This is a genomic window from Homoserinimonas sp. (genome assembly GCF_056262345.1).
The window spans coordinates 1-21,453 of record NZ_JBACFR010000143.1; the positions used below are offsets into that span (position 1 = coordinate 1).

At 61.8% G+C, this 21,453-nt stretch carries 34 protein-coding genes; 1 reads left to right on the forward strand and 33 read right to left on the reverse strand.

Features of this window, described 5'->3' with window-relative positions; all coding sequences use genetic code 11:
- Positions 1 to 278: SGNH/GDSL hydrolase family protein (locus AC062T_RS07000; RefSeq protein ID WP_476028644.1), on the forward strand; the 278-nt coding region annotated here is incomplete at its 5' end.
- Positions 279 to 399: 121 nt separating this feature from the next.
- On the opposite strand, the gene rplQ is transcribed toward AC062T_RS07000, so the two are convergent.
- The 33 genes from rplQ to rpsL all read right to left on the reverse strand — a co-directional run bounded on the left by rplQ (position 400) and on the right by rpsL (position 21,090).
- Positions 400 to 936, reverse strand: coding sequence for a 50S ribosomal protein L17 (gene rplQ, locus AC062T_RS07005; protein ID WP_476028646.1), 537 nt, complete (start codon positions 934 to 936; stop codon positions 400 to 402).
- Between the two features lie 60 nt (positions 937 to 996).
- Positions 997 to 1,992, reverse strand: coding sequence for a DNA-directed RNA polymerase subunit alpha (locus tag AC062T_RS07010; protein WP_108517780.1), 996 nt, complete (start codon positions 1,990 to 1,992; stop codon positions 997 to 999).
- Between the two features lie 142 nt (positions 1,993 to 2,134).
- Positions 2,135 to 2,533 carry a 30S ribosomal protein S11 gene (gene rpsK, locus AC062T_RS07015; protein ID WP_108517781.1) on the reverse strand — a complete coding sequence of 133 codons (399 nt, stop codon included), beginning with the start codon at positions 2,531 to 2,533 and terminating at the stop codon, positions 2,135 to 2,137.
- A gap of 44 nt (positions 2,534 to 2,577) precedes the next feature.
- Positions 2,578 to 2,952, reverse strand: a complete 375-nt coding sequence (rpsM, locus tag AC062T_RS07020) for a 30S ribosomal protein S13 (protein WP_108517783.1) — start codon at positions 2,950 to 2,952, stop codon at positions 2,578 to 2,580.
- Positions 2,953 to 3,111: 159 nt separating this feature from the next.
- Complete coding sequence (gene rpmJ, locus AC062T_RS07025) at positions 3,112 to 3,228, reverse strand: 50S ribosomal protein L36 (protein ID WP_022893853.1); 117 nt, start codon at positions 3,226 to 3,228, stop codon at positions 3,112 to 3,114.
- 94 nt (positions 3,229 to 3,322) lie between these two features.
- Positions 3,323 to 3,544 (reverse strand): translation initiation factor IF-1, encoded by a 222-nt coding sequence (gene infA / locus AC062T_RS07030; protein ID WP_066056559.1) that lies wholly within the window; start codon positions 3,542 to 3,544, stop codon positions 3,323 to 3,325.
- A 209-nt stretch (positions 3,545 to 3,753) separates the two neighbouring features.
- Complete coding sequence (gene map, locus AC062T_RS07035; protein ID WP_476028652.1) at positions 3,754 to 4,578, reverse strand: type I methionyl aminopeptidase; 825 nt, start codon at positions 4,576 to 4,578, stop codon at positions 3,754 to 3,756.
- Between the two features lies 1 nt (position 4,579).
- Positions 4,580 to 5,173, reverse strand: a complete 594-nt coding sequence (locus tag AC062T_RS07040) for an adenylate kinase (RefSeq protein WP_108517786.1) — start codon at positions 5,171 to 5,173, stop codon at positions 4,580 to 4,582.
- Positions 5,170 to 6,492: a preprotein translocase subunit SecY gene (secY, locus tag AC062T_RS07045; protein WP_476028654.1), complete on the reverse strand. Its 1,323-nt coding sequence runs from the start codon at positions 6,490 to 6,492 to the stop codon at positions 5,170 to 5,172. Before secY ends, AC062T_RS07040 begins: the two co-directional genes overlap by 4 nt.
- Before the next feature lie 68 nt (positions 6,493 to 6,560).
- On the reverse strand, positions 6,561 to 7,268 hold the full coding sequence (gene rplO, locus AC062T_RS07050; protein WP_108517790.1) for a 50S ribosomal protein L15: 708 nt from the start codon (positions 7,266 to 7,268) through the stop codon (positions 6,561 to 6,563).
- Positions 7,268 to 7,450: a 50S ribosomal protein L30 gene (gene rpmD / locus AC062T_RS07055; protein WP_199220424.1), complete on the reverse strand. Its 183-nt coding sequence runs from the start codon at positions 7,448 to 7,450 to the stop codon at positions 7,268 to 7,270. The genes rplO and rpmD overlap by 1 nt, the downstream gene beginning before the upstream one ends.
- Entirely contained in the window at positions 7,450 to 8,160 is a 711-nt protein-coding gene (gene rpsE, locus AC062T_RS07060) for a 30S ribosomal protein S5 (protein ID WP_108517794.1), read from the reverse strand. Before rpsE ends, rpmD begins: the two co-directional genes overlap by 1 nt.
- The gene (gene rplR, locus AC062T_RS07065; protein WP_108517795.1) at positions 8,157 to 8,528 is read right to left on the reverse strand and encodes a 50S ribosomal protein L18; all 372 of its coding nucleotides are present in this window, start codon (positions 8,526 to 8,528) and stop codon (positions 8,157 to 8,159) included. Before rplR ends, rpsE begins: the two co-directional genes overlap by 4 nt.
- Before the next feature lie 2 nt (positions 8,529 to 8,530).
- Positions 8,531 to 9,067, reverse strand: a complete 537-nt coding sequence (gene rplF, locus AC062T_RS07070; RefSeq protein WP_108517797.1) for a 50S ribosomal protein L6 — start codon at positions 9,065 to 9,067, stop codon at positions 8,531 to 8,533.
- Positions 9,068 to 9,073: 6 nt separating this feature from the next.
- Complete coding sequence (rpsH, locus tag AC062T_RS07075; RefSeq protein ID WP_108517799.1) at positions 9,074 to 9,472, reverse strand: 30S ribosomal protein S8; 399 nt, start codon at positions 9,470 to 9,472, stop codon at positions 9,074 to 9,076.
- Between the two features lie 102 nt (positions 9,473 to 9,574).
- A complete protein-coding gene (gene rplE, locus AC062T_RS07080) occupies positions 9,575 to 10,162 on the reverse strand; it encodes a 50S ribosomal protein L5 (protein ID WP_108517801.1) in 588 nt (195 codons plus the stop codon).
- The gene (gene rplX / locus AC062T_RS07085) at positions 10,162 to 10,512 is read right to left on the reverse strand and encodes a 50S ribosomal protein L24 (protein WP_108517803.1); all 351 of its coding nucleotides are present in this window, start codon (positions 10,510 to 10,512) and stop codon (positions 10,162 to 10,164) included. Before rplX ends, rplE begins: the two co-directional genes overlap by 1 nt.
- 2 nt (positions 10,513 to 10,514) lie before the next feature.
- Positions 10,515 to 10,883, reverse strand: a complete 369-nt coding sequence (gene rplN, locus AC062T_RS07090; protein ID WP_108517805.1) for a 50S ribosomal protein L14 — start codon at positions 10,881 to 10,883, stop codon at positions 10,515 to 10,517.
- Positions 10,884 to 10,919: 36 nt separating this feature from the next.
- Entirely contained in the window at positions 10,920 to 11,210 is a 291-nt protein-coding gene (gene rpsQ, locus AC062T_RS07095; protein WP_108517806.1) for a 30S ribosomal protein S17, read from the reverse strand.
- A complete protein-coding gene (gene rpmC, locus AC062T_RS07100; RefSeq protein ID WP_108517808.1) occupies positions 11,210 to 11,533 on the reverse strand; it encodes a 50S ribosomal protein L29 in 324 nt (107 codons plus the stop codon). Before rpmC ends, rpsQ begins: the two co-directional genes overlap by 1 nt.
- On the reverse strand, positions 11,533 to 11,952 hold the full coding sequence (rplP, locus tag AC062T_RS07105; protein ID WP_108517810.1) for a 50S ribosomal protein L16: 420 nt from the start codon (positions 11,950 to 11,952) through the stop codon (positions 11,533 to 11,535). The genes rpmC and rplP overlap by 1 nt, the downstream gene beginning before the upstream one ends.
- A 2-nt stretch (positions 11,953 to 11,954) precedes the next feature.
- Positions 11,955 to 12,719 carry a 30S ribosomal protein S3 gene (gene rpsC / locus AC062T_RS07110; RefSeq protein ID WP_108517812.1) on the reverse strand — a complete coding sequence of 255 codons (765 nt, stop codon included), beginning with the start codon at positions 12,717 to 12,719 and terminating at the stop codon, positions 11,955 to 11,957.
- A complete protein-coding gene (rplV, locus tag AC062T_RS07115; protein ID WP_108517814.1) occupies positions 12,719 to 13,114 on the reverse strand; it encodes a 50S ribosomal protein L22 in 396 nt (131 codons plus the stop codon). The genes rpsC and rplV overlap by 1 nt, the downstream gene beginning before the upstream one ends.
- Positions 13,115 to 13,139: 25 nt before the next feature.
- Positions 13,140 to 13,421 carry a 30S ribosomal protein S19 gene (gene rpsS / locus AC062T_RS07120; protein ID WP_108517816.1) on the reverse strand — a complete coding sequence of 94 codons (282 nt, stop codon included), beginning with the start codon at positions 13,419 to 13,421 and terminating at the stop codon, positions 13,140 to 13,142.
- A 27-nt stretch (positions 13,422 to 13,448) separates the two neighbouring features.
- Positions 13,449 to 14,288 (reverse strand): 50S ribosomal protein L2, encoded by an 840-nt coding sequence (gene rplB, locus AC062T_RS07125; protein ID WP_108517818.1) that lies wholly within the window; start codon positions 14,286 to 14,288, stop codon positions 13,449 to 13,451.
- Positions 14,289 to 14,306: 18 nt separating this feature from the next.
- Complete coding sequence (gene rplW / locus AC062T_RS07130) at positions 14,307 to 14,606, reverse strand: 50S ribosomal protein L23 (protein WP_108517820.1); 300 nt, start codon at positions 14,604 to 14,606, stop codon at positions 14,307 to 14,309.
- Positions 14,603 to 15,271, reverse strand: a complete 669-nt coding sequence (gene rplD, locus AC062T_RS07135; RefSeq protein WP_108517822.1) for a 50S ribosomal protein L4 — start codon at positions 15,269 to 15,271, stop codon at positions 14,603 to 14,605. The genes rplW and rplD overlap by 4 nt, the downstream gene beginning before the upstream one ends.
- A 4-nt stretch (positions 15,272 to 15,275) precedes the next feature.
- Entirely contained in the window at positions 15,276 to 15,926 is a 651-nt protein-coding gene (gene rplC / locus AC062T_RS07140) for a 50S ribosomal protein L3 (protein ID WP_108517824.1), read from the reverse strand.
- Positions 15,927 to 15,934: 8 nt separating this feature from the next.
- Entirely contained in the window at positions 15,935 to 16,243 is a 309-nt protein-coding gene (rpsJ, locus tag AC062T_RS07145; RefSeq protein ID WP_021010896.1) for a 30S ribosomal protein S10, read from the reverse strand.
- A gap of 442 nt (positions 16,244 to 16,685) precedes the next feature.
- On the reverse strand, positions 16,686 to 17,879 hold the full coding sequence (gene tuf / locus AC062T_RS07150) for an elongation factor Tu (RefSeq protein ID WP_476028664.1): 1,194 nt from the start codon (positions 17,877 to 17,879) through the stop codon (positions 16,686 to 16,688).
- A 116-nt stretch (positions 17,880 to 17,995) separates the two neighbouring features.
- The gene (gene fusA / locus AC062T_RS07155) at positions 17,996 to 20,110 is read right to left on the reverse strand and encodes an elongation factor G (RefSeq protein WP_108517828.1); all 2,115 of its coding nucleotides are present in this window, start codon (positions 20,108 to 20,110) and stop codon (positions 17,996 to 17,998) included.
- Positions 20,111 to 20,245: 135 nt separating this feature from the next.
- Positions 20,246 to 20,716 carry a 30S ribosomal protein S7 gene (rpsG, locus tag AC062T_RS07160; RefSeq protein ID WP_108517829.1) on the reverse strand — a complete coding sequence of 157 codons (471 nt, stop codon included), beginning with the start codon at positions 20,714 to 20,716 and terminating at the stop codon, positions 20,246 to 20,248.
- On the reverse strand, positions 20,716 to 21,090 hold the full coding sequence (gene rpsL, locus AC062T_RS07165) for a 30S ribosomal protein S12 (RefSeq protein ID WP_027692591.1): 375 nt from the start codon (positions 21,088 to 21,090) through the stop codon (positions 20,716 to 20,718). Before rpsL ends, rpsG begins: the two co-directional genes overlap by 1 nt.
- Positions 21,091 to 21,453 lie beyond the last annotated feature (363 nt).

Consider the following 21,453-nt stretch of genomic DNA (forward strand, 5'->3'; position numbering starts at 1 on the left):
AACTGGTTGTCGTCAATGTCTATGCACCCCGGTCCTGGACAGACGGAGTGAACACCGAACTGACCAGGTTCGCTCAGCGCTTTCGCGACGTCGAGCTCGCCAACTGGCGCGACTCCATCACGCCGCAATTGCGACTCCTCGCTGGCGACCAGATTCATCCGGGAGATGCGGGCGGGCTCGTCTACGCGTCCGCCGTTCGCGCCGCTCTGCAACGCCTTGCCGGGCTGCCGCCGGTCATTGGTCCACGCGACTACGGGCTGGCCGCTCAGCCCTTGTAGCCCTGCGACCACACGAAACCTGCGCAAAGGCGAAGACCTGCGTGCGCAACAGAACCGCCGCCACGACAAATGCAGAAGGACCCACTCCGAAGAGTGGGGCCTTCTGTCACGCTAAAGTGCGTTACTTGGTTTCTGCAGCGGCGTCGTCCGCAGGAGCCTCGGCGACCTCGGTGGTCTCCTCGGCAGCAGCGGTCTCATCGGCGCTGGTCTCCTCGACGGGAGCCTCCTCGACAGGAGCCTCCTCAACGGGAGCTGCGGCCTTGGCGGGCTTGTCAGCCTTGGCCTTCGGCTTGGCGTTCACGGGCTCGAGAACGAGCTCGATCTGAACCATCGACGCGTTGTCACCCTTGCGGAAGCCGAGCTTCGTGATGCGGGTGTATCCGCCCTGACGCTCGGCAACGAGCGGCGCGATCTCCGTGAAGAGCTCGTGGATGACGGACTTGTCAGTGATGATCGCAAGCGCGCGGCGACGCGAGTGCAGGTCGCCACGCTTCGCGAACGTCACGAGACGCTCGGCAACGGGGCGGAGGCGCTTCGCGCGGGTCTCGGTCGTCTTGATGCTCTTGTGAGTGAACAGCGCGGCGGCGAGGTTGGCGAGCAGCAGACGCTCGTGGGCGGGGCCTCCTCCGAGGCGCGGACCCTTAGTGGGCTTTGGCATTTTCTAGTTCTCCAGTATTCAAAAAAGTGTGTCAGGCAAACGGCGCGGCGAGAGCCGAGGTTAGTTGGTGCCCTCGGCGTCGTCGTAGCCGCTGTAGAAGTGCGCACCGTCGAACCCGGGAACCGCGTCCTTCAGCGACAGGCCCATCTCCACGAGCTTGTCCTTGACTTCATCCACCGACTTCTGACCGAAGTTGCGGATGTTCATGAGCTGAGTCTCCGAAAGGGCGACCAGTTCACTCACGTTGTTAATGCCCTCGCGCTTGAGGCAGTTGTAGCTGCGCACCGAGAGGTCAAGATCCTCGATGGGCATGCTCAGCTCGGTCGAAAGAACGGCGTCGACCGGCGCTGGGCCGATCTCGATGCCCTCAGCGGCAGAGTTGAGCTCGCGGGCCAGGCCGAAGAGCTCAACGAGCGTCTTACCGGCGGAGGCAATTGCGTCGCGGGGGCTGATCGCCTGCTTGGTCTCAACATCGACCACAAGGCGGTCGAAGTCGGTGCGCTCACCGGCACGAGTTGCCTCGACACGGTAGGTGACCTTGAGAACGGGCGAGTAGATCGAGTCGATCGGGATCTGGCCGGCCTCAGAGAACTCGTTGCGGTTCTGAGTTGCCGACACGTAGCCACGGCCACGCTCGATCGTGAGCTCAAGCTCGAACTTCGCCTTGTCGTTCAGGGTGGCGATGACGAGCTCAGGGTTGTGGATCTCGACGCCGGCCGGAGCGGAGATATCCGCAGCGGTGACCTCGCCCGAGCCCTGCTTGCGCAGGTAAGCGGTGATCGGCTCATCGTGCTCGCTCGAGACGACGAGCTGCTTGATGTTCAGGATGATCTCTGTGACATCCTCCTTGACTCCTGCAACCGTGCTGAACTCGTGAAGAACACCGTCGATGCGGATGCTCGTCACGGCAGCGCCGGGGATCGAGGAGAGGAGGGTGCGGCGGAGGGAGTTTCCGAGGGTGTAACCAAAGCCAGGCTCAAGAGGCTCGATCACGAAGCGTGACCGGAACTCGGAGATGTTCTCTTCGGAAAGAGTGGGACGCTGTGCAATGAGCACGTGTATTCCTTTCGGCAAAGTGTCCGCTATTTGACACTTAAGCGTTCGAACGGGTGGCTGGCCCGCCGGTAAATCTGTTGAGTTGTGGAAAGGCTGTGGGGCTGAGCCGGTTCCTTAGAACCGACTCAGCCCACAAACACGCTTAGACGCGGCGGCGCTTCGGGGGACGGCATCCGTTGTGAGCCTGGGGCGTCACGTCGTTGATGCTGCCAACCTCGAGGCCAGCGGCCTGAAGTGAACGGATAGCCGTCTCGCGACCCGAACCCGGGCCCTTGACGAAGACGTCAACCTTCTTGACGCCATGCTCCTGCGCCTGACGCGCGGCCGACTCGGCCGACATCTGGGCGGCGTAAGGGGTCGACTTGCGCGAGCCCTTGAAGCCAACGACACCTGACGACGACCAGCTGAGCACAGCTCCGGTCGGGTCGGTGATCGTCACGATCGTGTTGTTGAACGTCGACTTGATGTGAGCCTGGCCCACTGCGACGTTCTTCTTCTCCTTGCGGCGCGGCTTGCGAGCGGCCGATTTCGGTGTTGCCAATGTCTTCTCCTAAAACCTTGATGGCGATGCGAGCCGAGCGGCCGCTATCGTGCCTTCTTCTTGCCGGCGACGGTGCGCTTCGGACCCTTGCGGGTGCGAGCGTTGGTCTTGGTGCGCTGACCGTGGACGGGCAGGCCGCGACGGTGACGGATGCCCTGGTAGCTTCCGATCTCGACCTTGCGGCGAATGTCAGCGGCAACCTCACGGCGAAGGTCACCCTCAACCTTGTAGTTGCCCTCGATGTAGTCACGGAGCGCAACGAGCTGGTCGTCGGTGAGGTCCTTGACGCGGATGTTCACGTCGATGCCGGTGGCCTCAAGGGCCTGGAGCGACTTGGTACGGCCTACGCCGTAGATGTAAGTAAGTGCGACTTCAACGCGCTTGTCGCGCGGAATGTCTACGCCTGCTAGACGAGCCATTGTGGCTTCTCCTGTTGAGTGAGTGGAGGTCTGGAGCAGCTCCTGTGCATCGGCCTCCAACCGATGGTGTCCCCCGAAGGATCTGGGGCTGCTCTACTGCGATATTCAGTTGATGAGCCGCAAGCGACTCGGTTGTGGGGCTGCATACAGCCCCACCCATCAGCCCTGGCGCTGCTTGTGGCGCGGGTTGGACTTGCAGATGACCATCACGTTGCCGTGGCGGCGGATGACCTTGCAGTGGTCGCAGATGGGCTTGACGCTGGGGTTGACCTTCATTGTGATTCCTTGATCTCGCTGTCTTCGTACCCTCGGAATGCCGAGGGCCGTTACTTTCCAGCTGAATGCCCGCGAAGGCATCCGTTTCGCGCCATTACTTGTAGCGGTAAACGATCCGACCACGGGTCAGGTCGTAGGGGCTCAGCTCCACGATCACGCGGTCCTCAGGAAGGATGCGGATGTAGTGCTGGCGCATCTTGCCCGAGATGTGAGCAAGTACTTTGTGCCCGTTGCTGAGCTCAACGCGAAACATCGCGTTGGGCAGAGCTTCAACCACAGAGCCCTCGATTTCGATGACACCGTCTTTTTTGGCCATTGCCTCTTCGTCGCTAAAAGTAGTGAATGCTGGTCGTGCGGATTGTGGTACCTGACCTGCGCTGAGCGCAGGAAACGGGGAACGCAGAAACGGCCCTAGGACACCAAGGATCTATCCTAAGCGATCCCGGGCGTTTCTCCAAGCTGGCCCCATACTTCGAGGTGAACCTCCCAGCGTGTCGGCGCGCCGAGAACGAGAAACGCAGTCTTCTAGGGGATCGGGACGGGCTTGACACCCAAGGGAGCAAGCTGAGCGGCTCCACCGTCGTGAGCCGTGGTGACCCAGATGCCGCCGGAGTGCACGGCAACACTGTGCTCCCAATGTGCGGCAGAAGATCCGTCGCCCGTGGCAATGGTCCATTCGTCTTCGCGCACGAATGTGTCGATTCCCCCGAGCGTGACCATCGGCTCGATGGCAACACACAGACCCGGCTTGACCGCGGGACCTCGGTCGCGAACGCTGTAGTTGAACACGGTGGGCGCCTCGTGCATCGAGCGTCCGATGCCGTGTCCTACATAGTCCTCGAGGATGCCGAATGTGCCGTTCGAGTCGATGTAGTCCTCAATCGCGTCTCCAACCTCGTTGAGATGGGAGGCCCGGGAGAGCGCCGCGATTCCGCGCCACAGGGAACCCTCGGTTACATCGGAGAGCCTTTGGCGTTCCGCGACGAGCTCGGGCTGGGTGGGATCCGGGATGACGACCGTGATCGCCGAATCACCATTCCACCCTGCAACCTGTGCGCCGCAGTCAATGGACACGATGTCGCCGGGTTCGAGAACGCGGTCCCCGGGAATCCCGTGGACAACATCCTCATTTACCGAGGCGCAGATCGTGTGGCGATAGCCGGGGACCAGCGCGAAGTTGGGCTCTCCCCCGCCGTCGCGGATCACCTTCTCGGCGATCGCATCGAGTTCGATCGTGGTGATCCCGGGGCGAATAGCCTCGCGCACGGCGTCAAGCGCCTGCGCCGTAAGAACGCCGGGAGCGACCATGAGGCGCAGCTCGGCCGGCTTCTTGTAGATGCCGCGGCGCATGCTATTTGACGTGCGCTGGACGGATTCCGCGGGCCGCGAGGCCCTCGGTGATCCGTTCAGAAACTGCATCAATTTCGCCGAGGCCATCGACCTCAACGAGAAGGCCGCGCTCGCGATACACCGCAATCAGCGGCTGAGTCTCGCGGGCGTAAACCTCTTGGCGGTGACGGATCGACTCCTCGGAGTCGTCAACCCGGCCCTGTTCGAGAGCGCGCTTGCGCAACCGCTCCACCACCTCATCCTGATCTGCGACCAGGAGGATAACGGCATCGAGGGCCTGACCCTTCGAGCTCAGAAGCTCGTCAAGGTAGGCAACCTGCTCAAGAGTGCGGGGGTAGCCGTCGAGAAGAAAGCCGGCCTTAGCGTCGTCTTCTTCTATGCGGTTCGCGACGAGGGCGTTGGTGAGGCTGTCGGGAACATAGTCGCCAGCGTCGACGATCGCCTTGACCTCAACGCCCAGGGGCGTCTCGTTGGCGATGTTGTAGCGAAAGATGTCGCCGGTCGAGATTGCGGGGATGCCGAAAGCGCTCGTCAGTCGTGCCGACTGCGTGCCCTTTCCTGCACCGGGGGGTCCGACAATCAGGAGTCGTGTCATCGAAGGAGCCCTTCGTAGTGTCGCTGCTGAAGCTGCGAATCGATCTGCTTCACCGTTTCAAGGCCGACACCAACAATGATCAATATGCTTGCGCCGCCGAACGGGAAGTTCTGGTTTGCCCCGACCGTCGCGAGTGCAATGAGCGGAATAAGCGCAAGCACACCGAGGTACAGCGAACCAGGGAGGGTTACCCGGGTTAGCACGTAGTCGAGGTATTCAGCCGTCGGGCGTCCGGCACGAATGCCGGGGATGAACCCGCCGTACTTCTTCATGTTGTCGGCAACCTCTTCTGGGTTGAAGGTGATCGCGACATAGAAGTAGGTGAACCCGATGATCAGCAAGAAGTACACGAGCATGTAGAGCGGGTTGTCGCCGGACGTGAAGTTGTCGGTGACCCACTGAACCCACGGCTCGGGAAGATCGCCGTTTGCCGGCTGGTTGAACTGAGCGATCAAGGCGGGCAGGTACAGCAGGGACGAGGCGAAGATCACGGGGATCACGCCGGCCATGTTGACCTTGATCGGAATGTAGGTGTTGTTGCCACCGTAGGTGCGACGGCCAACCATGCGCTTGGCATACTGCACGGGAATTCGCCGCTGCGACTGCTCAACGAAGACCACGGCGGCCATGATCAGGATTCCCACGGCGATGACGAGGAGGAAGACCTCGAAAGACTTCGCGACCGCGATGCTCCAGAGAGCGGCGGGGAAAGTCGCGGCGATGGAGATGAAGATCAACAGCGACATGCCGTTGCCGATGCCGCGCTCAGTGATGAGCTCGCCCATCCACATGATAAGGCCGGTGCCGGCCGTCATTGTCACGATCATGAGGAGGATGGCGTACCAGGCCTCGTTCGTGATGAGAGACGAGCACTCTGGGGCGCCGGTCGAGCCGAACAACGTGCCACTGCGGGCAACGGTGATCAGGGTTGTCGACTGCAGAACACCCAGCGCGATGGTGAGGTAACGCGTGTACTGCGTGAGCTTGGCCTGGCCCGACTGGCCCTCCTTGTGGAGGGTCTCGAAGTGGGGAATGACCACGCGCAGCAGCTGCACGATGATCGACGCGGTGATGTAGGGCATGATGCCCAGCGCGAAGACCGAAAGTTGAAGGAGAGCGCCACCGCTGAAGAGGTTGACGAGCTCATACAGGCCCGCGGGGCCCGAGTTCGACGCTAGGCAGCTCTGAACGTTGCCGTAGTCGACGAAGGGTGCTGGGATAAACGATCCCAGACGGAAGATGGCGACGATTCCGAGCGTGAAGCCGATCTTCCGCCGTAGGTCGGGCGTGCGGAAAATGCGCGCGATAGCTCTGAACACGAAGCCTCCAGGTTGTGCTTAAGGGTGAGCCGAACGGGTGGCCCCTGTGCAGGGGCCACCCGAGACGACTACTTGACGGAACCGCCCGCTGCGACGATCTTCGCCTCTGCTGAGCCGGAGACCTTGTCCACTGCAACGTTCAGCTTAACCGCAACATCACCCTGTCCGAGAACCTTGACGCGCTCGTTCTTGCGAACGGCACCCTTGGCCACGAGGTCGGCAACGGTAACGTCGCCGCCGGTCGGGTAAAGCTGGACAAGCTTCTCGAGGTTGACAACCTGGTACTCGACGCGGAACGGGTTCTTGAACCCGCGCAGCTTCGGCGAACGCATGATGCTGTTCAGGTTTCCACCCTCAAGACCAACGCGGACCTGGTAACGGGCCTTGGTGCCCTTGGTACCACGACCAGCGGTCTTACCCTTGGATCCCTCACCACGGCCAACACGGGTCTTAGCCGTCTTGGAGCCGGGAGCGGGACGAAGGTGGTGCATCTTCAGCACCTGCGCACGAGCCTCGACCTCAGTCTTAGCCGTCTTCTTCGCAGGAGCCTTGGTGTCATCCGACTTCGCAGCAGCGGCCTTGGCCGGAGCCTTAGCCGGAGCCTTCTTGGCCGGAGCCTTCTCCTCAGCCTTGGCGGCAGCAGGTGCCTTCGCCTCAGCCTTGGGCGCCTTGTCGGCAGCGGCCTTAGCCGGAGCCTTCTTGGCGGGCGCCTTCTTCTCGGCGGCCGGAGCCTTCGCCGAATCCGCCGCAGCGGTCGACTTCTTCTCTTCAGCCATTAGTCAATCTCCTCGACCTTCACCAGGTGAGCAACCGTACGGACGTAGCCGCGGTTCTGAGCATTGTCCTCGCGGACGACGGTGTCGTTGATCCGCTTGAGTCCAAGGCTCCGAAGCGTGTCGCGCTGGTTCTGCTTCTCGCTAATTTTGGATTTGATCTGGGTTACCTTGAGGCGCGCCATCAGGCACCTGCCTTCACTGCCGTCGCTGCGGCCTTAGCCGTAGCTGCCTGAATCCGGAGGATCTGCTCGGGCACGACGTCTTCGATCGGGAGGCCACGACGTGCGGCAACCGCACTGGGCTCCTCGAGCGCCTTGAGGGCCGTTACGGTCGCGTGCACGATGTTGATCGTGTTCGACGAGCCGAGCGACTTGCTCAAAACATCGTGGATGCCGGCGCACTCCAGCACTGCGCGGACAGGTCCACCGGCGATAACACCGGTACCTGCTGCTGCGGGGCGGAGAAGCACGACACCAGCGGCCGCCTCACCCTGCACGGGGTGCGGGATGGTGTTGCCGACGCGGGGAACGCGGAAGAAGTTCTTCTTGGCCTCTTCAACGCCCTTGGAGATGGCGGTAGGAACTTCGCGGGCCTTGCCGTAGCCGACACCCACGAGTCCGTTGCCATCACCGACGACGACGAGCGCGGTGAAGCTAAAGCGACGACCACCCTTGACGACCTTCGATACGCGGTTGATCGTGACGACGCGCTCCAGGAACTGGCTCTTGTCGGAGTCACGTGCTCCACGCTGCTGGTTAGGGTTGCGCTCGCGTCCACCACGACGAGCCTCGCGAGGCTCGTTTCTCGTGGATTCCGTCGACGCAGCGGTCTCAACCGGCGCCTCGGATACTTCGGCCACAGCCTGCTCCTTGTTGGTTGTTTCGTCGCTCACAGGTTCAAACCACCCTCTCGAGCTCCCTCGGCGATGGCCGCAACGCGCCCGGCGTAACGGTTGCCACCACGGTCAAATACGACATCGGCGACGCCAGCCTGCTTGGCGCGCTCGGCGACGAGCTCGCCAACCTTGCGGGCCTTAGCAGTCTTGTCACCGTCGAAGCTGCGAAGCTCCGTTTCCATCGTCGACGCAGAAGCCACGGTGTGACCCTTGCTGTCATCGACGACCTGCACGAACACGTGACGCGCGGATCGCGTGACGACGAGGCGCGGACGCACCTCGGTGCCGACGATCTTCTTGCGAAGGCGTGCGTGACGACGGCCCTTAGCGGCCGACTTGCTCTTTCCTCTGGTTCCGAGAGCCATGATTACTTACCACTCTTTCCGGCCTTGCGGCGGACTACCTCGCCGGCGTAGCGAACGCCCTTGCCCTTGTAGGGCTCAGGCTTGCGCAGCTTGCGAATGTTTGCGGCGACCTCACCGACGGCCTGCTTGTCGATGCCGTGAACGGTCAGCTTGGTGTTGCCGTCGACGGTAAACGTGATGCCGGCGGGCGGGTCGACGGTAACGGAGTGCGAGAAGCCGAGAGCGAACTCAAGAGAGTTGCCCTTCTGAGCGACGCGGTAACCGGTACCTACGATTTCGAGACCCTTGGAGTAGCCCTCGGTGACGCCGACAATGTTGTTGGCGATCAGGGTACGCGTGAGGCCGTGGAGCGAACGCGATGCGCGCTCGTCATCGGGCCGGCTGACGACAATCTGGTTGTCTTCGAGCTTTACCTCGATCGGGCTGGCGACGGTGAGCTGAAGCTCGCCCTTCGGGCCCTTGACGGAGACGGCAGAGCCGTCAACCTTGATGTCGACACCCGCGGGGATGTCAATGGGGAGACGTCCGATACGTGACATAGCGGGTTACCACACGTAGGCGAGGACTTCCCCACCCACGCCCTTCTTGGTCGCCTGGCGGTCCGTGAGGAGGCCAGAGGAGGTCGACAGGATGGCGACGCCGAGGCCGCCGAGAACGCGGGGGATCTCCGTCGACTTCGCGTAAACGCGCAGACCGGGCTTCGAAACCCGCTTGAGGCCCGCAATGGAGCGCTCACGGTTCGGTCCGTACTTGAGGGTGATGGTCAGCGTCTGGCCGACACGAGCGTCTTCGACCTTCCAGCCGCCGATGTAACCCTCTTTTTCGAGGATTCCGGCGATGTGGGTCTTGAGCTTGCTGCTCGGCATCGACACGGAGTCGTGGTGTGCCGAGTTGGCGTTGCGCAGTCTGGTCAGCAGGTCTGCGACCGGATCTGTCATTGTCATATGTGCTTATTCCTAATCTCGACTGGTTTCGGCATCCGTTACACGAAAGCCGACCTATTCGATCGATGTCGGTGGGCGCGAACGCCCACCGACTATGGGGTACTACTGGGTGGGAGCGTCGGTCGACTTGAACGGGAATCCGAGAGCCTTGAGCAAAGCCCGGCCTTCATCGTCGCTCTTCGCCGTCGTAACGATCGTGATGTCGAATCCGCGAACGCGGTCGATCTTGTCCTGGTCGATCTCGTGGAACATGGACTGCTCGTTGAGACCGAAGGTGTAGTTACCGTTGCCATCGAACTGCTTGGGGCTCAGGCCGCGGAAGTCACGGATGCGGGGAAGCGCAAGCGTGATCAGGCGGTCGAGGAACTCCCACGCACGGTCGCCACGAAGCGTGACGTGTGCACCAATCGGCTGGCCTTCGCGGAGCTTGAACTGCGCGATGGACTTGCGAGCAGCAGTAACCTGCGGCTTCTGACCCGTGATCGCGACGAGGTCACGAACGGCGCCATCGATGACCTTGCTGTCACGCGCGGCTTCACCAACACCGGTGTTCACGACAACCTTGACGAGGCCGGGAACCTGGTGCGGGTTTGAGAAGCCGAACTGCTCGGTGAGCTGTGCAGCGATCTCGTTGCGGTACTTGAGCTTGAGGCGGGGCTGGATTTTGCCAGCCGCAGCGGTCTCGGTCATTACAGGTCCTTACCTGACTTCTTGGCGAAACGGACGCGCACGGTCTTGCCAGCGGCGTTCGTCTCGACACGGTGGCCGACGCGGGTCGGCTTCTTGGATTCGGGGTCAACCAGGGCGACGTTCGAGATGTGAAGCGGAGCCTCATGCGTCTCGATGCCACCGGTCTTGGTGCCACGCTGCGTCTGGCCGACGCGGACGTGCTTCGTAACGAAGTTCACACCCTCGACGACGACGCGGTTCTTCTCAACGATGACCTCGAGCACGCGCCCCTGCTTGCCACGGTCTCCGCCGCGAGCCTGGGTGCGGCCGGTGATCACCTGGACGAGGTCGCCCTTTTTGATCTTCGCCATGACTAAATAACCTCCGGTGCCAGCGAGATGATCTTCATGAACTTCTTGTCACGAAGCTCACGACCGACCGGCCCGAAGATGCGGGTGCCGCGAGGCTCCCCGTCAGCCTTCAGGATGACCGCTGCGTTCTCGTCAAACTTGATGTACGAGCCGTCGGGACGGCGCGTCTCCTTCTTGGTGCGAACGATGACAGCCTTGACGATGTCACCCTTCTTCACGTTGCCGCCCGGGATCGCGTCCTTGACCGTGGCGACGATAACGTCGCCGAGGCCTGCATAGCGACGGCCTGAGCCGCCGAGCACGCGAATCGTGAGCAGCGTCTTGGCGCCAGTGTTGTCGGCGACCTTGACTCTAGATTCCTGCTGAAGCATTCTCTGTGTCCTTTACTCCTAAGCAAGCCGCGAGGCTTACTTAGCCTTCTCGAGGATCTCGACCAGGCGCCAGCGCTTGGTGGCGCTCAGCGGACGGGTCTCACTGATGACAACAAGGTCGCCGATGCCGGCACTGTTGTTCTCGTCATGAACCTTGCGCTTTTCAGTGCGGCGGATGACCTTGCCGTACAGCGGGTGCTTCACGCGGTCTTCGACCTCAACGACGATGGTCTTGTCCATCTTGTCGCTGACGACGTAGCCACGCTGGGTCTTGCGGTAGCCGCGCACGAGAGCCTCGGCGGCGACCTTCTCTTCGGCCTTAGCCATTACTTGGCCTCCTCGGTCTCGACGGCCTCGGGAGCCGCGTCAGCAGCATCCTTCTTAGCCTTGGTCTTCTTCTCGGCCTTGGGGGCCTCAACCACGGCGGGAGTAGCCCGGATGCCCAGCTCGCGCTCACGGATAACCGTGTAGATGCGAGCAATGTCGCGCTTGACAGCGCGGACACGTCCGTGGCTGTCCAGCTGGCCGGTGGCCGACTGGAACCGCAGGTTGAAGAGCTCTTCCTTGGCCTTCTTCAGCTCGTCGACGAGACGCTCGTCTTCGAAAGTATCGAGCTCGGCAGATGCCAGCTCCTTGGATCCGATCGCCATTATGCGTCGCCCTCCTCGCGCTTGATGATGCGCGCCTTCAATGGAAGCTTGTGGATTGCACGGGTGAGCGCCTCGCGGGCGAGCGTCTCGTTGACGCCAGCAACCTCGAAGAGCACGCGGCCCGGCTTGACGTTGGCGACCCACCACTCGGGCGAACCCTTACCGGAACCCATGCGGGTTTCGGCCGGCTTCTTGGTCAGCGGGCGGTCGGGGTAGATGTTGATCCACACCTTTCCACCACGCTTGATGTGACGGGTCATGGCGATACGTGCAGCCTCGATCTGGCGGTTCGTAACATACGCAGGCGTGATTGCCTGGATGCCGAACTCACCGAACGTGACCTTGGTGCCACCGGTGGCGTGTCCGCCACGGCCCGGGTGGTGCTGCTTGCGGAACTTGACCTTACGTGGGATCAACATTGTTATGCCTCAACTCCTGCTGCGACGGGCGCCTCAGCCTTGGGGGCGGAGGAACCACGACGCGGACGGTCGCCGCGCTCGGGGCGCGAGGACTTCTGGTTCGCCTGCTCGCGGGCGAGCTCCTTGTTGGTGATGTCACCCTTGTAGATCCACACCTTGACGCCGATACGGCCGAACGTCGTACGAGCCTCGTAGAAGCCGTAGTCGATGTTGGCGCGGAGTGTGTGCAGGGGAACGCGTCCCTCGCGGTAGAACTCCGAACGGCTCATCTCGGCGCCGCCAAGGCGGCCCGAAACCTGGATACGAACACCCTTGACGGTGCCCGTGCGCTGGGCGCCCTGCAGACCCTTACGCATCGCGCGGCGGAATGCCACGCGGGCGCTGAGCTGCTCGGCGATGCCCTGGGCAACAAGCTGAGCCTCGGCCTCGGGGTTCTTGACCTCGAGGATGTTCAGCTGAATCTGCTTGCCCGAGAGCTTCTCGAGGTCAGTGCGGATGCGCTCTGCCTCTGCGCCGCGACGGCCAATGACGATGCCGGGACGAGCCGTGTGGATATCCACGCGGACACGGTCACGGGTGCGCTCGATTTCGATGCGGGCAACGCCTGCACGGTCGAGGCTCGTCTTGAGCATGTTGCGGATCTTGATGTCCTCAGCAACAAAGTCGCTGTAGCGCTGGCCGGGCTTGGTGCTGTCGGAGAACCAACGCGACACGTGGTCGGTGGTGATTCCCAGACGGAAACCGTAGGGATTTACTTTCTGGCCCATTACTTCTTCCCTGCCTTCGCAGTCGTCTTCTTCGCGTCAACCTCGTCAGGCGTGGCAAGCACGATGGTGATGTGGCTGGTGCGCTTCAGAATCTGGAATGCGCGACCCTGTGCACGGGGCTGGAAACGCTTGAGCGTTGCTCCCTCGTCCACATAAGCCTGGCTGATGTACAGGTCCTGCTCATCGAGGAAGCTGTTGCTGGCATCCGCCTTGACCCGTGCGTTAGCCATTGCCGAAGCAACCAGCTTGTACACGGGCTCGCTCGCACCCTGGGGGGCGAACTTGAGGATGGCCAGGGCTTCCTGTGCCTGCTTGCCGCGGATCATGTTGACGACACGACGAGCCTTCATAGGGGTCACGCGGATGTGACGCACACGTGCGATCGACTCCACCATTTCTCTACCTCCTTCACCACCGCGATTAGCGGCGGCGACCCTTCTTGTCGTCCTTCACGTGTCCACGGAAGGTGCGGGTGGGAGCAAACTCTCCGAGCTTGTGCCCAACCATGGTCTCGGTGACGAACACCGGGATGTGCTTGCGACCATCGTGCACCGCGATGGTGTGACCCAGCATTGCGGGGACAATCATCGAGCGGCGCGACCAGGTCTTGATTACGTTCTTGCTGTTGGCCTCGTTCTGCGTGGCGACCTTGCGAAACAGGTGCTCGTCAACGAAGGGGCCCTTTTTAAGACTGCGTGGCATTTTCTACCCTGTATTCCTTTTCCTGGGCTACTTGCGCTTCTTGCCGACGTTGCGGCGACGAACGATGAGCTTGTCGCTCTCGCGGTGGGCCTTGCGGGTACGACCCTCGGACTGACCCCAGGGGCTAACAGGGTGACGTCCACCGGAAGTCTTGCCCTCACCACCACCGTGCGGGTGGTCAACCGGGTTCATGGCGACACCACGGACGGTCGGGCGAACGCCCTTCCAGCGCATACGGCCGGCCTTACCCCAGTTGATGTTCGACTGCTCGGCGTTGCCGACCTCGCCGATCGTCGCGCGGCAGCGAGCGTCAACGTTGCGGATCTCGCCGGAGGGCATACGCAGCTGGGCGTAGGGGCCATCCTTGGCGACGAGACGCACCGACGCGCCTGCCGAACGGGCGATCTTCGCGCCGCCACCGGGCTTGAGCTCGATGGCGTGGATGACCGTACCCACGGGGATGTTCTTGAGGGGGAGGTTGTTGCCGGGCTTGATGTCGGCGCCGGCACCGGACTCAACGATGTCGCCCTGCTTCAGCTTGTCTGGCGCGATGATGTAACGCTTCGAGCCATCGAAGAAGTGCAGGAGCGCAATACGCGCGGTGCGGTTGGGGTCGTACTCGATGTGAGCGACCTTGGCGTTGACGCCGTCCTTGTCATTACGACGGAAGTCGATGACACGGTACTGGCGCTTGTGGCCACCACCGATGTGACGGGTCGTGATGCGACCGGCGTTGTTACGGCCACCCGTCTTAGGAAGCGGACGAAGAAGTGACTTCTCCGGGGTCGAACGGGTGATCTCGGCGAAATCAGCTACCGAGGAACCGCGACGACCCGGGGTCGTGGGCTTGTACTTGCGAATTGCCATGGGTTATTCCTCTGCTCCCTAGCCGACAGCCGTGAAGATGTCGATAGAACCGGCCTTGAGCGTGACGATGGCGCGCTTGGTGTTCTTGCGCTTGCCCATGCCGAACTTGGTGCGGCGGGTCTTGCCCTGACGGTTGAGCGTGTTGATCGAATCGACCTGCACGCCGAAGATCTTCTCGATGGCGAGCTTGATCTCAGTCTTGTTCGAACGGGGGTCTACCTCGAAGGTGTACTTGCCCTGGTCGATCAGGCTGTAGCTCTTCTCGGAGACGACGGGCGCGATGATTACGTCGCGCGGGTCCTTGAACGAGGCGCTCATGCGCTCACCTTCGCTTTCTTGTCAGACTCGACCGTCTCTGCCTTGGAGCCGACGAATGCATCGAAGGCGCCCTTGGTGAAGACGATGTCATCGCTTACGAGCACGTCGTAGGCGTTGAGCTGGTCGTAGGGAAGCACATGAACGCTCGGGATGTTCCGAACGCTCTTGTAGCTGATTTCGTCGTCGCGCTCGAGAACGATGAGCACGTGCTTGCTGGTCGCGATGGACGACAGCAGCTCGACAACCGACTTGGTCGAGGGCACATCGCCGAGGGCGAGGGACTCGATCACGTGGATACGCTCGCCACGGGCCCGGTCAGAGAGCGCACCGCGCAGAGCGGCGGCGATCATCTTCTTGGGGGTGCGCTGCGAGTAGTCACGCGGGTGTGGCCCGTGAACGATGCCACCACCCTTCATCTGAGGAGCGCGGATCGAGCCCTGACGAGCACGACCGGTTCCCTTCTGCTTGAAGGGCTTGCGGCCTGCACCGGAAACTTCGCCGCGGCGAAGCGTGTTGTGCGTGCCCTGGCGAGCCGCAGCGCGCTGCGCGACGACAACCTGGTGGATCAGCGGGACGTTGGTCTGTACGTCGAAGGTCTCGGCGGGAAGATCGACGGAGCCGACCTTCTTGCCCTTCACGTCAATGACGTCAATTGCGGTAGCCATGGAACTAGGCTCCCTTCACTGCGTTGCGAACGAAAACGATGCGGCCACGAGCTCCGGGAACGGCGCCCTTGACGAGCAGCAGGCCCTTCTCGAGGTCAACAGCCTGAACCATGAGGCCCTGGACGGTGACTCGGTCGCCACCCATACGACCGGCCATGCGCATGCCCTTGAAGACACGGCTGGGGGTCGAGGAAGCGCCGATCGAGCCGGGCTTGCGGTGGTTGCGGTGAGCACCGTGCGAGGCGGAGACACCCTTGAAGTTGTGACGCTTCATAACACCGGCGAAACCCTTGCCCTTGCTGGTGCCGACGACGTCGACCTTCTGGCCGGCCTCGAAGATGTCAACCGTGAGCTCCTGGCCGAGCGAGTACTCGCTGGCGTCGGGGGTACGGATCTCCGTGAGGTGACGACGGGGCGTAACGCCAGCCTTGTCGAAGTGACCGGTCGCAGGCTTGTTCACCTTGCGAGGGTCGATCTGGCCGTAGGCGATCTGAACTGCGTCGTAGCCGTCGACCTCGGGGGTGCGAACCTGCGTGACAACGTTCGGGGTGATCTCAATAACGGTCACGGGGATGAGCTTGTTGTTCGCATCCCAGACCTGAGTCATGCCGAGCTTCTTGCCCAGCAGTCCCTTTCGGGTCGTAGTAGTAGCCATGATGATCCTTAGAGCTTGATCTCGATGTTGACGTCGGCCGGCAGGTCGAGACGCATAAGCGAGTCGACAGCCTTTGGCGTCGGGTCAATGATGTCGATCAGGCGCTTGTGTGTGCGCTTCTCGAAGTGCTCGCGGCTGTCCTTGTACTTGTGAGGAGAGCGGATCACAACGACCACGTTCTTCTCAGTAGGAAGGGGCACCGGTCCGACAACCGTCGCGCCCGCACGGGTAACCGTGTCGACGATCTTGCGCGCCGAGCTGTCAATGACCTCGTGGTCATACGACTTAAGTCGGATGCGGATCTTTTGTCCCGCCATGTCTGACTCTCTCTCTTTAGTACCAAGTGCGTTTTTCGCACACGCTGCGTAGCACTTCTGCTGTCGCACCACTGTTTTTATGTCAATCGCCGGACCCTGCGGTCCGACACCGTACCGACTCCCGAGCTCAGGCATGAACCTGCGCTAGGCACACGGGTGACCGCGTGTTTATCGAGTGTCGATTAAGCTTCGCTCTGCTACCCGCGGCCTAGATGCTCACCCCGGCCGTGGCCCGAGCGTCAAATCTATGCACTGCCTGGCAGTGATCCCAACCCCGGCGCAGTGCACCAAGTGGGAATGTTGAACTAGACGAGTTTGCCACATTCCCCACCATGCTGCAACCCGGGCGTGTCGCGTTCGGCGTGTCGCCCTCCGCAAACGACGAAGGGCCGGACCCTAAGGCCCGACCCTTCGCTGCATCCGAGCTAACTCGGAGGGAGTACTACTTGATGATCTTCGTCACCTTGCCGGCGCCGACGGTGCGGCCACCTTCACGGATAGCGAAGCCGAGGCCCTCTTCCATGGCGATCGGCTGGATCAGGTTGACCGTCATCTCGGTGGTGTCACCAGGCATGACCATCTCGGTGCCCTCGGGCAGCGTGATGACGCCGGTGACGTCCGTGGTGCGGAAGTAGAACTGCGGGCGGTAGTTCGCGTAGAACGGGTTGTGACGGCCACCCTCATCCTTGGAAAGGATGTAGGCGGTGCCCTCGAACTCGGTGTGCGGGGTTACCGAACCGGGCTTGACGACGACCTGGCCGCGCTCAACGTCCTCGCGCTTGGTGCCACGAAGAAGAAGACCACAGTTCTCGCCGGCCCATGCCTCGTCGAGCTGCTTGTGGAACATCTCGATACCCGTAACCGTGGTCTTCTGCGTCGGGCGGATGCCGACGATCTCGTCCTCGGAGTTGATGGCGTGGGTTCCGCGCTCTGCGCGGCCCGTGACGACGGTTCCACGACCGGTGATCGTGAAGACGTCCTCGATGGGCATGAGGAAGGGCTTGTCCTTGTCGCGGATGGGGTCAGGCACGTTGTTGTCAACGGCTTCCATCAGCTCGAGGATCGAGTTGACCCACTTCTCGTCGCCCTCGAGTGCCTTGAGGCCCGAAACGCGAACAACGGGAACGTTGTCGCCATCGAACTCCTGGCTGGAGAGCAGCTCGCGAACCTCGAGCTCAACGAGCTCCAGGATCTCCTCGTCGTCGACCATGTCGGACTTGTTGAGGGCAACGAGCAGGTAAGGAACACCAACCTGGCGCGCGAGCAGAACGTGCTCACGCGTCTGGGCCATGGGGCCATCGGTGGCGGCAACAACGAGGATGGCGCCATCCATCTGGGCCGCACCCGTGATCATGTTCTTGATGTAGTCGGCGTGGCCGGGGGCGTCGACGTGAGCGTAGTGACGCTTGGGCGTCTCGTACTCAACGTGCGAGATGTTGATGGTGATACCACGCTGGCGCTCTTCGGGAGCGGAGTCGATGGTCGCGAAGTCGCGCTGCACGTTGGTCGCGGACGGGTACTTGTCTGCGAGCACCTTGGAGATCGCCGCCGTAAGCGTCGTCTTTCCGTGGTCAACGTGACCGATCGTTCCGATGTTGACGTGCGGCTTGTTCCGCTCGAACTTGGCCTTGGCCACTGGGTCCTCCTCAGGACGCTGGTGCAGGCATCCGATCAGTGGATTCTGATCGGATGCTCTGCGGGGTGGAGTGTGTATTTATGTTACTTGGGACGGGACGCCCCGGTGAACGTGGGTTATTCGCCCTTGTTCTTCTGGACGATCTCGTCGGCAACAGCCTTCGGGACCTCCGCGTAGCTGTCGAACGACATCGAGTACATCGCGCGGCCGGAGGTCTTGGACCTCAGGTCGCCCACGTAGCCGAACATCTCCGACAGCGGAACCTTCGCGGTGACAACCTTCACGCCCGTCGCGTCTTCCATGGACTGGATCTGTCCACGACGAGAGTTGAGGTCACCGATAACGTCGCCCATGTACTCCTCGGGCGTACGAACCTCGACCGCCATAAGCGGCTCAAGGAGCACGGGGCTTGCCTTGCGAGCGGCCTCCTTGTAGGCCATCGATCCGGCAATCTTGAACGCCATCTCCGAGGAGTCGACATCGTGGTAAGCACCATCCAGGAGGATGGCCTTCACACCGACGGTCGGGAAGCCGGCGAGAACACCGGTCTGCATGGCGTCCTTGATGCCGGCGTCAACCGAAGGAATGTACTCGCGGGGGATACGACCACCGCTGACCTTGTCGACGAACTCGTACGAGGTCTCAGGAGTGACCTCCATCGGCTCGAGCGCGATCTGCACCTTAGCGAACTGACCAGAACCACCGGTCTGCTTCTTGTGGGTGTAGTCGTACTTCTCAACCGTGCGACGAATCGTCTCGCGGTACGCAACCTGGGGCTTGCCCACGTTGGCCTCGACCTTGAACTCGCGCTTCATACGGTCAACGAGGATGTCGAGGTGAAGCTCACCCATACCCTTGATGACGGTCTGGCCGGTCTCGTAGTTGAGCTCGACGCGGAACGTCGGGTCCTCTTCGGCCAGCTTCTGAATCGCGGTGCCGAGCTTCTCCTGGTCAGCCTTCGTCTTCGGCTCGATAGCGACCTCGATGACGGGCTCAGGGAAGGTCATCGACTCGAGAACAACCTGCTGGTTCGGGTCACACAGCGTGTCACCCGTGGTGGTGTCCTTGAGGCCGATGACGGCGTAGATGTGACCAGCGGTAACGCTGTCAACAGGGTTCTCCTTGTTGGCGTACATCTGGAAGATCTTGCCGATGCGCTCCTTCTTGCCCTTGGTGGAGTTGGCAACAGCCGAACCACTGTCGAGGCGACCGGAGTACACGCGGATGTAGGTGAGGCGACCGAAGAACGGGTGCACTGCAACCTTGAACGCGAGAGCAGCGAACGGCTCCTTCTCAGAGGGAAGACGCTCAATGATCTTCTCCTCATCGCGCGGGTCGCGTGCCTCAGTGGCACCAACGTCGAGCGGGTTCGGAAGGTAGTCAACGACAGCGTCAAGCATCGGCTGAACGCCGCGGTTCTTGAACGCAGAGCCGCAGAGAACCGGGTAGATCTCGCTCGCGACGGTGAGCTTGCGGATCGCTGCCTTGATCTCGGCAACGGTCAGCTCTTCGCCACCGAAGTACTTCTCCATAAGAGCGTCGTCGGTCTCGGCGACGACCTCGAGAAGAGCGGTGCGGTACTCAGCAGCCTTCTCCTTGAGGTCCTCGGGGATCTCTTCGATGTCGTACTTGGCGCCCATCTGGACGTCACCCTTGGAGTCTCCGCGCCACGTGAGGGCACGCATCTCGACCAGGTCAACAACGCCTTCGAAGGCGGACTCGGAGCCGATGGGCAGCTGGATAACCAGCGGCCGGGCACCAAGACGCTTGACGATCGTCTCTACCGTGAAGTAGAAGTCAGCGCCCATCTTGTCCATCTTGTTGACGAAGCAGATGCGGGGAACGTTGTACTTGTCGGCCTGGCGCCAGACGGTCTCGGACTGGGGCTCAACGCCCTCCTTGCCGTCGAACACAGCGACAGCACCGTCGAGAACGCGGAGCGAGCGCTCCACCTCGACCGTGAAGTCAACGTGACCGGGGGTGTCGATGATGTTGATCTGGTTCTTGTTCCAGAAACACGTAACAGCAGCGGACGTGATGGTGATGCCACGCTCCTGCTCCTGCTCCATCCAGTCCGTCGTCGACGCACCGTCGTGGGTCTCGCCGATCTTGTGGTTGACGCCCGTGTAGAACAGGATGCGCTCAGTCGTGGTGGTCTTGCCGGCATCGATGTGCGCCATGATGCCGATGTTGCGGACCTTGTTAAGGTCGGTGAGCACTTCCTGTGCCACGGTGGTCCTCCGAAAATTTGTGGTGGGAAAAGATATCGTCCTGAGACGGGGCGGATCACGCCGAGCAGCAGCAAACCCCGAGGGGATTCGACGCTGCCAGGACGGATCCGACCCGGCCTAGGAAACGAACTTGTGTTACCAGCGGTAGTGCGAGAAGGCCTTGTTGGCCTCGGCCATCTTGTGGGTGTCTTCACGGCGCTTGACCGCGGCACCAAGACCGTTGGATGCGTCGAGGATCTCGTTGGTGAGACGCTCGGTCATCGTCTTCTCGCGACGGCCCTTCGCGTAGGTCGTGAGCCAGCGAAGCGCGAGAGTGTTCGCGCGGTGCGGCTTGACCTCAACGGGGACCTGGTAGGTCGAGCCACCGACGCGGCGGCTCTTGACCTCAAGGGTGGGGCGCACGTTGTCGAGCGCCTTCTTAAGGGTAACAACGGCATCCTGACCGTTCTTTGCGGCAACAGCCTCGAGTGCGTCGTAAACGATGCGCTCTGCGAGGGACTTCTTGCCGTCAAGAAGGATCTTGTTGACGAGCTGGCTGACGATGGGTGCGCCGTAGACCGGGTCGATCGCTACGGGGCGCTTAGGAGCTGGTCCCTTGCGAGGCATTACTTCTTCTCCATCTTCGCGCCGTAACGGCTGCGAGCCTGCTTGCGGTTCTTGACAGCCTGGGTGTCAAGTGCGCCGCGAACGATCTTGTAGCGAACACCGGGGAGGTCCTTAACACGACCACCGCGCACGAGCACCATCGAGTGCTCCTGCAGGTTGTGGCCTTCACCGGGAATGTACGCGGTGACCTCGGTGCCGTTGGAGAGCTTGACACGGGCAACCTTGCGGAGAGCCGAGTTCGGCTTCTTGGGGGTAGTCGTGTAGACACGCGTGCATACGCCGCGCTGCTGGGGGTTGGCCTTAAGGGCGGGAGCCTTGGTCTTGACGACCTTCGGCGAGCGACCCTTGCGGACCAACTGCTGAATAGTTGGCACTGCTTACTCCTTGGATATCCTGCACGGTGACAGTTTGTTGCTACTCACACTCATGCCCGCCCGAAGCCCGGGACAGGGTCATGGATGTTTGCGACCCGGCTGGTGTCGAGGGATTACTCCCCCACCTCAGCGATTGGGTATGCCGTGGGAGCCCGGTAAAACCAGTAGGTTTCACCCGAAACTCGATTCCGGTTGGTGCCAGATAATGCGCCCCGGCATCCGAATTGTTCATTCGGACACCCGGAAGCGCACAGCAAAGCGCACACCCGGTCAAGGATAGTCGCACGAGAACCAGCGGTCAAATGACGACGGGTATCACGGATGGTGCGAAAGGACGCAGCGACAGGCTAGATCGCCGCAGTG

What these genes read in the sequence shown, in the direction of transcription:
- rplQ (WP_476028646.1), bottom strand. Translation starts at nt 936, where the DNA reads ATGCCAAAGCCCACTAAGGGTCCGCGCCTCGGAGGAGGCCCCGCCCAC.
- rpsM (WP_108517783.1), bottom strand. Translation starts at nt 2,952, where the DNA reads ATGGCTCGTCTAGCAGGCGTAGACATTCCGCGCGACAAGCGCGTTGAA.
- rpmJ (WP_022893853.1), bottom strand. Translation starts at nt 3,228, where the DNA reads ATGAAGGTCAACCCCAGCGTCAAGCCCATCTGCGACCACTGCAAGGTC.
- infA (WP_066056559.1), bottom strand. Translation starts at nt 3,544, where the DNA reads ATGGCCAAAAAAGACGGTGTCATCGAAATCGAGGGCTCTGTGGTTGAA.
- map (WP_476028652.1), bottom strand. Translation starts at nt 4,578, where the DNA reads ATGCGCCGCGGCATCTACAAGAAGCCGGCCGAGCTGCGCCTCATGGTC.
- AC062T_RS07040 (WP_108517786.1), bottom strand. Translation starts at nt 5,173, where the DNA reads ATGACACGACTCCTGATTGTCGGACCCCCCGGTGCAGGAAAGGGCACG.
- rplO (WP_108517790.1), bottom strand. Translation starts at nt 7,268, where the DNA reads ATGGCTGAAGAGAAGAAGTCGACCGCTGCGGCGGATTCGGCGAAGGCT.
- rpmD (WP_199220424.1), bottom strand. Translation starts at nt 7,450, where the DNA reads ATGGCGCGCCTCAAGGTAACCCAGATCAAATCCAAAATTAGCGAGAAG.
- rplR (WP_108517795.1), bottom strand. Translation starts at nt 8,528, where the DNA reads ATGGCTCTCGGAACCAGAGGAAAGAGCAAGTCGGCCGCTAAGGGCCGT.
- rplF (WP_108517797.1), bottom strand. Translation starts at nt 9,067, where the DNA reads ATGTCACGTATCGGACGTCTCCCCATTGACATCCCCGCGGGTGTCGAC.
- rpsH (WP_108517799.1), bottom strand. Translation starts at nt 9,472, where the DNA reads ATGACAATGACAGATCCGGTCGCAGACCTGCTGACCAGACTGCGCAAC.
- rplE (WP_108517801.1), bottom strand. Translation starts at nt 10,162, where the DNA reads ATGACCGAGACCGCTGCGGCTGGCAAAATCCAGCCCCGCCTCAAGCTC.
- rplX (WP_108517803.1), bottom strand. Translation starts at nt 10,512, where the DNA reads ATGGCGAAGATCAAAAAGGGCGACCTCGTCCAGGTGATCACCGGCCGC.
- rplN (WP_108517805.1), bottom strand. Translation starts at nt 10,883, where the DNA reads ATGCTTCAGCAGGAATCTAGAGTCAAGGTCGCCGACAACACTGGCGCC.
- rpsQ (WP_108517806.1), bottom strand. Translation starts at nt 11,210, where the DNA reads ATGGCTAAGGCCGAAGAGAAGGTCGCCGCCGAGGCTCTCGTGCGCGGC.
- rpmC (WP_108517808.1), bottom strand. Translation starts at nt 11,533, where the DNA reads ATGGCGATCGGATCCAAGGAGCTGGCATCTGCCGAGCTCGATACTTTC.
- rplP (WP_108517810.1), bottom strand. Translation starts at nt 11,952, where the DNA reads ATGTTGATCCCACGTAAGGTCAAGTTCCGCAAGCAGCACCACCCGGGC.
- rpsC (WP_108517812.1), bottom strand. Translation starts at nt 12,719, where the DNA reads ATGGGCCAGAAAGTAAATCCCTACGGTTTCCGTCTGGGAATCACCACC.
- rplV (WP_108517814.1), bottom strand. Translation starts at nt 13,114, where the DNA reads ATGGTGGAGTCGATCGCACGTGTGCGTCACATCCGCGTGACCCCTATG.
- rpsS (WP_108517816.1), bottom strand. Translation starts at nt 13,421, where the DNA reads ATGCCACGCAGTCTTAAAAAGGGCCCCTTCGTTGACGAGCACCTGTTT.
- rplB (WP_108517818.1), bottom strand. Translation starts at nt 14,288, where the DNA reads ATGGCAATTCGCAAGTACAAGCCCACGACCCCGGGTCGTCGCGGTTCC.
- rplW (WP_108517820.1), bottom strand. Translation starts at nt 14,606, where the DNA reads ATGAGCGCCTCGTTCAAGGACCCGCGCGACGTAATCATCGCGCCCGTC.
- rplD (WP_108517822.1), bottom strand. Translation starts at nt 15,271, where the DNA reads ATGGCTACCGCAATTGACGTCATTGACGTGAAGGGCAAGAAGGTCGGC.
- rplC (WP_108517824.1), bottom strand. Translation starts at nt 15,926, where the DNA reads ATGGCTACTACTACGACCCGAAAGGGACTGCTGGGCAAGAAGCTCGGC.
- rpsJ (WP_021010896.1), bottom strand. Translation starts at nt 16,243, where the DNA reads ATGGCGGGACAAAAGATCCGCATCCGACTTAAGTCGTATGACCACGAG.
- rpsG (WP_108517829.1), bottom strand. Translation starts at nt 20,716, where the DNA reads ATGCCTCGCAAGGGACCAGCTCCTAAGCGCCCCGTAGCGATCGACCCG.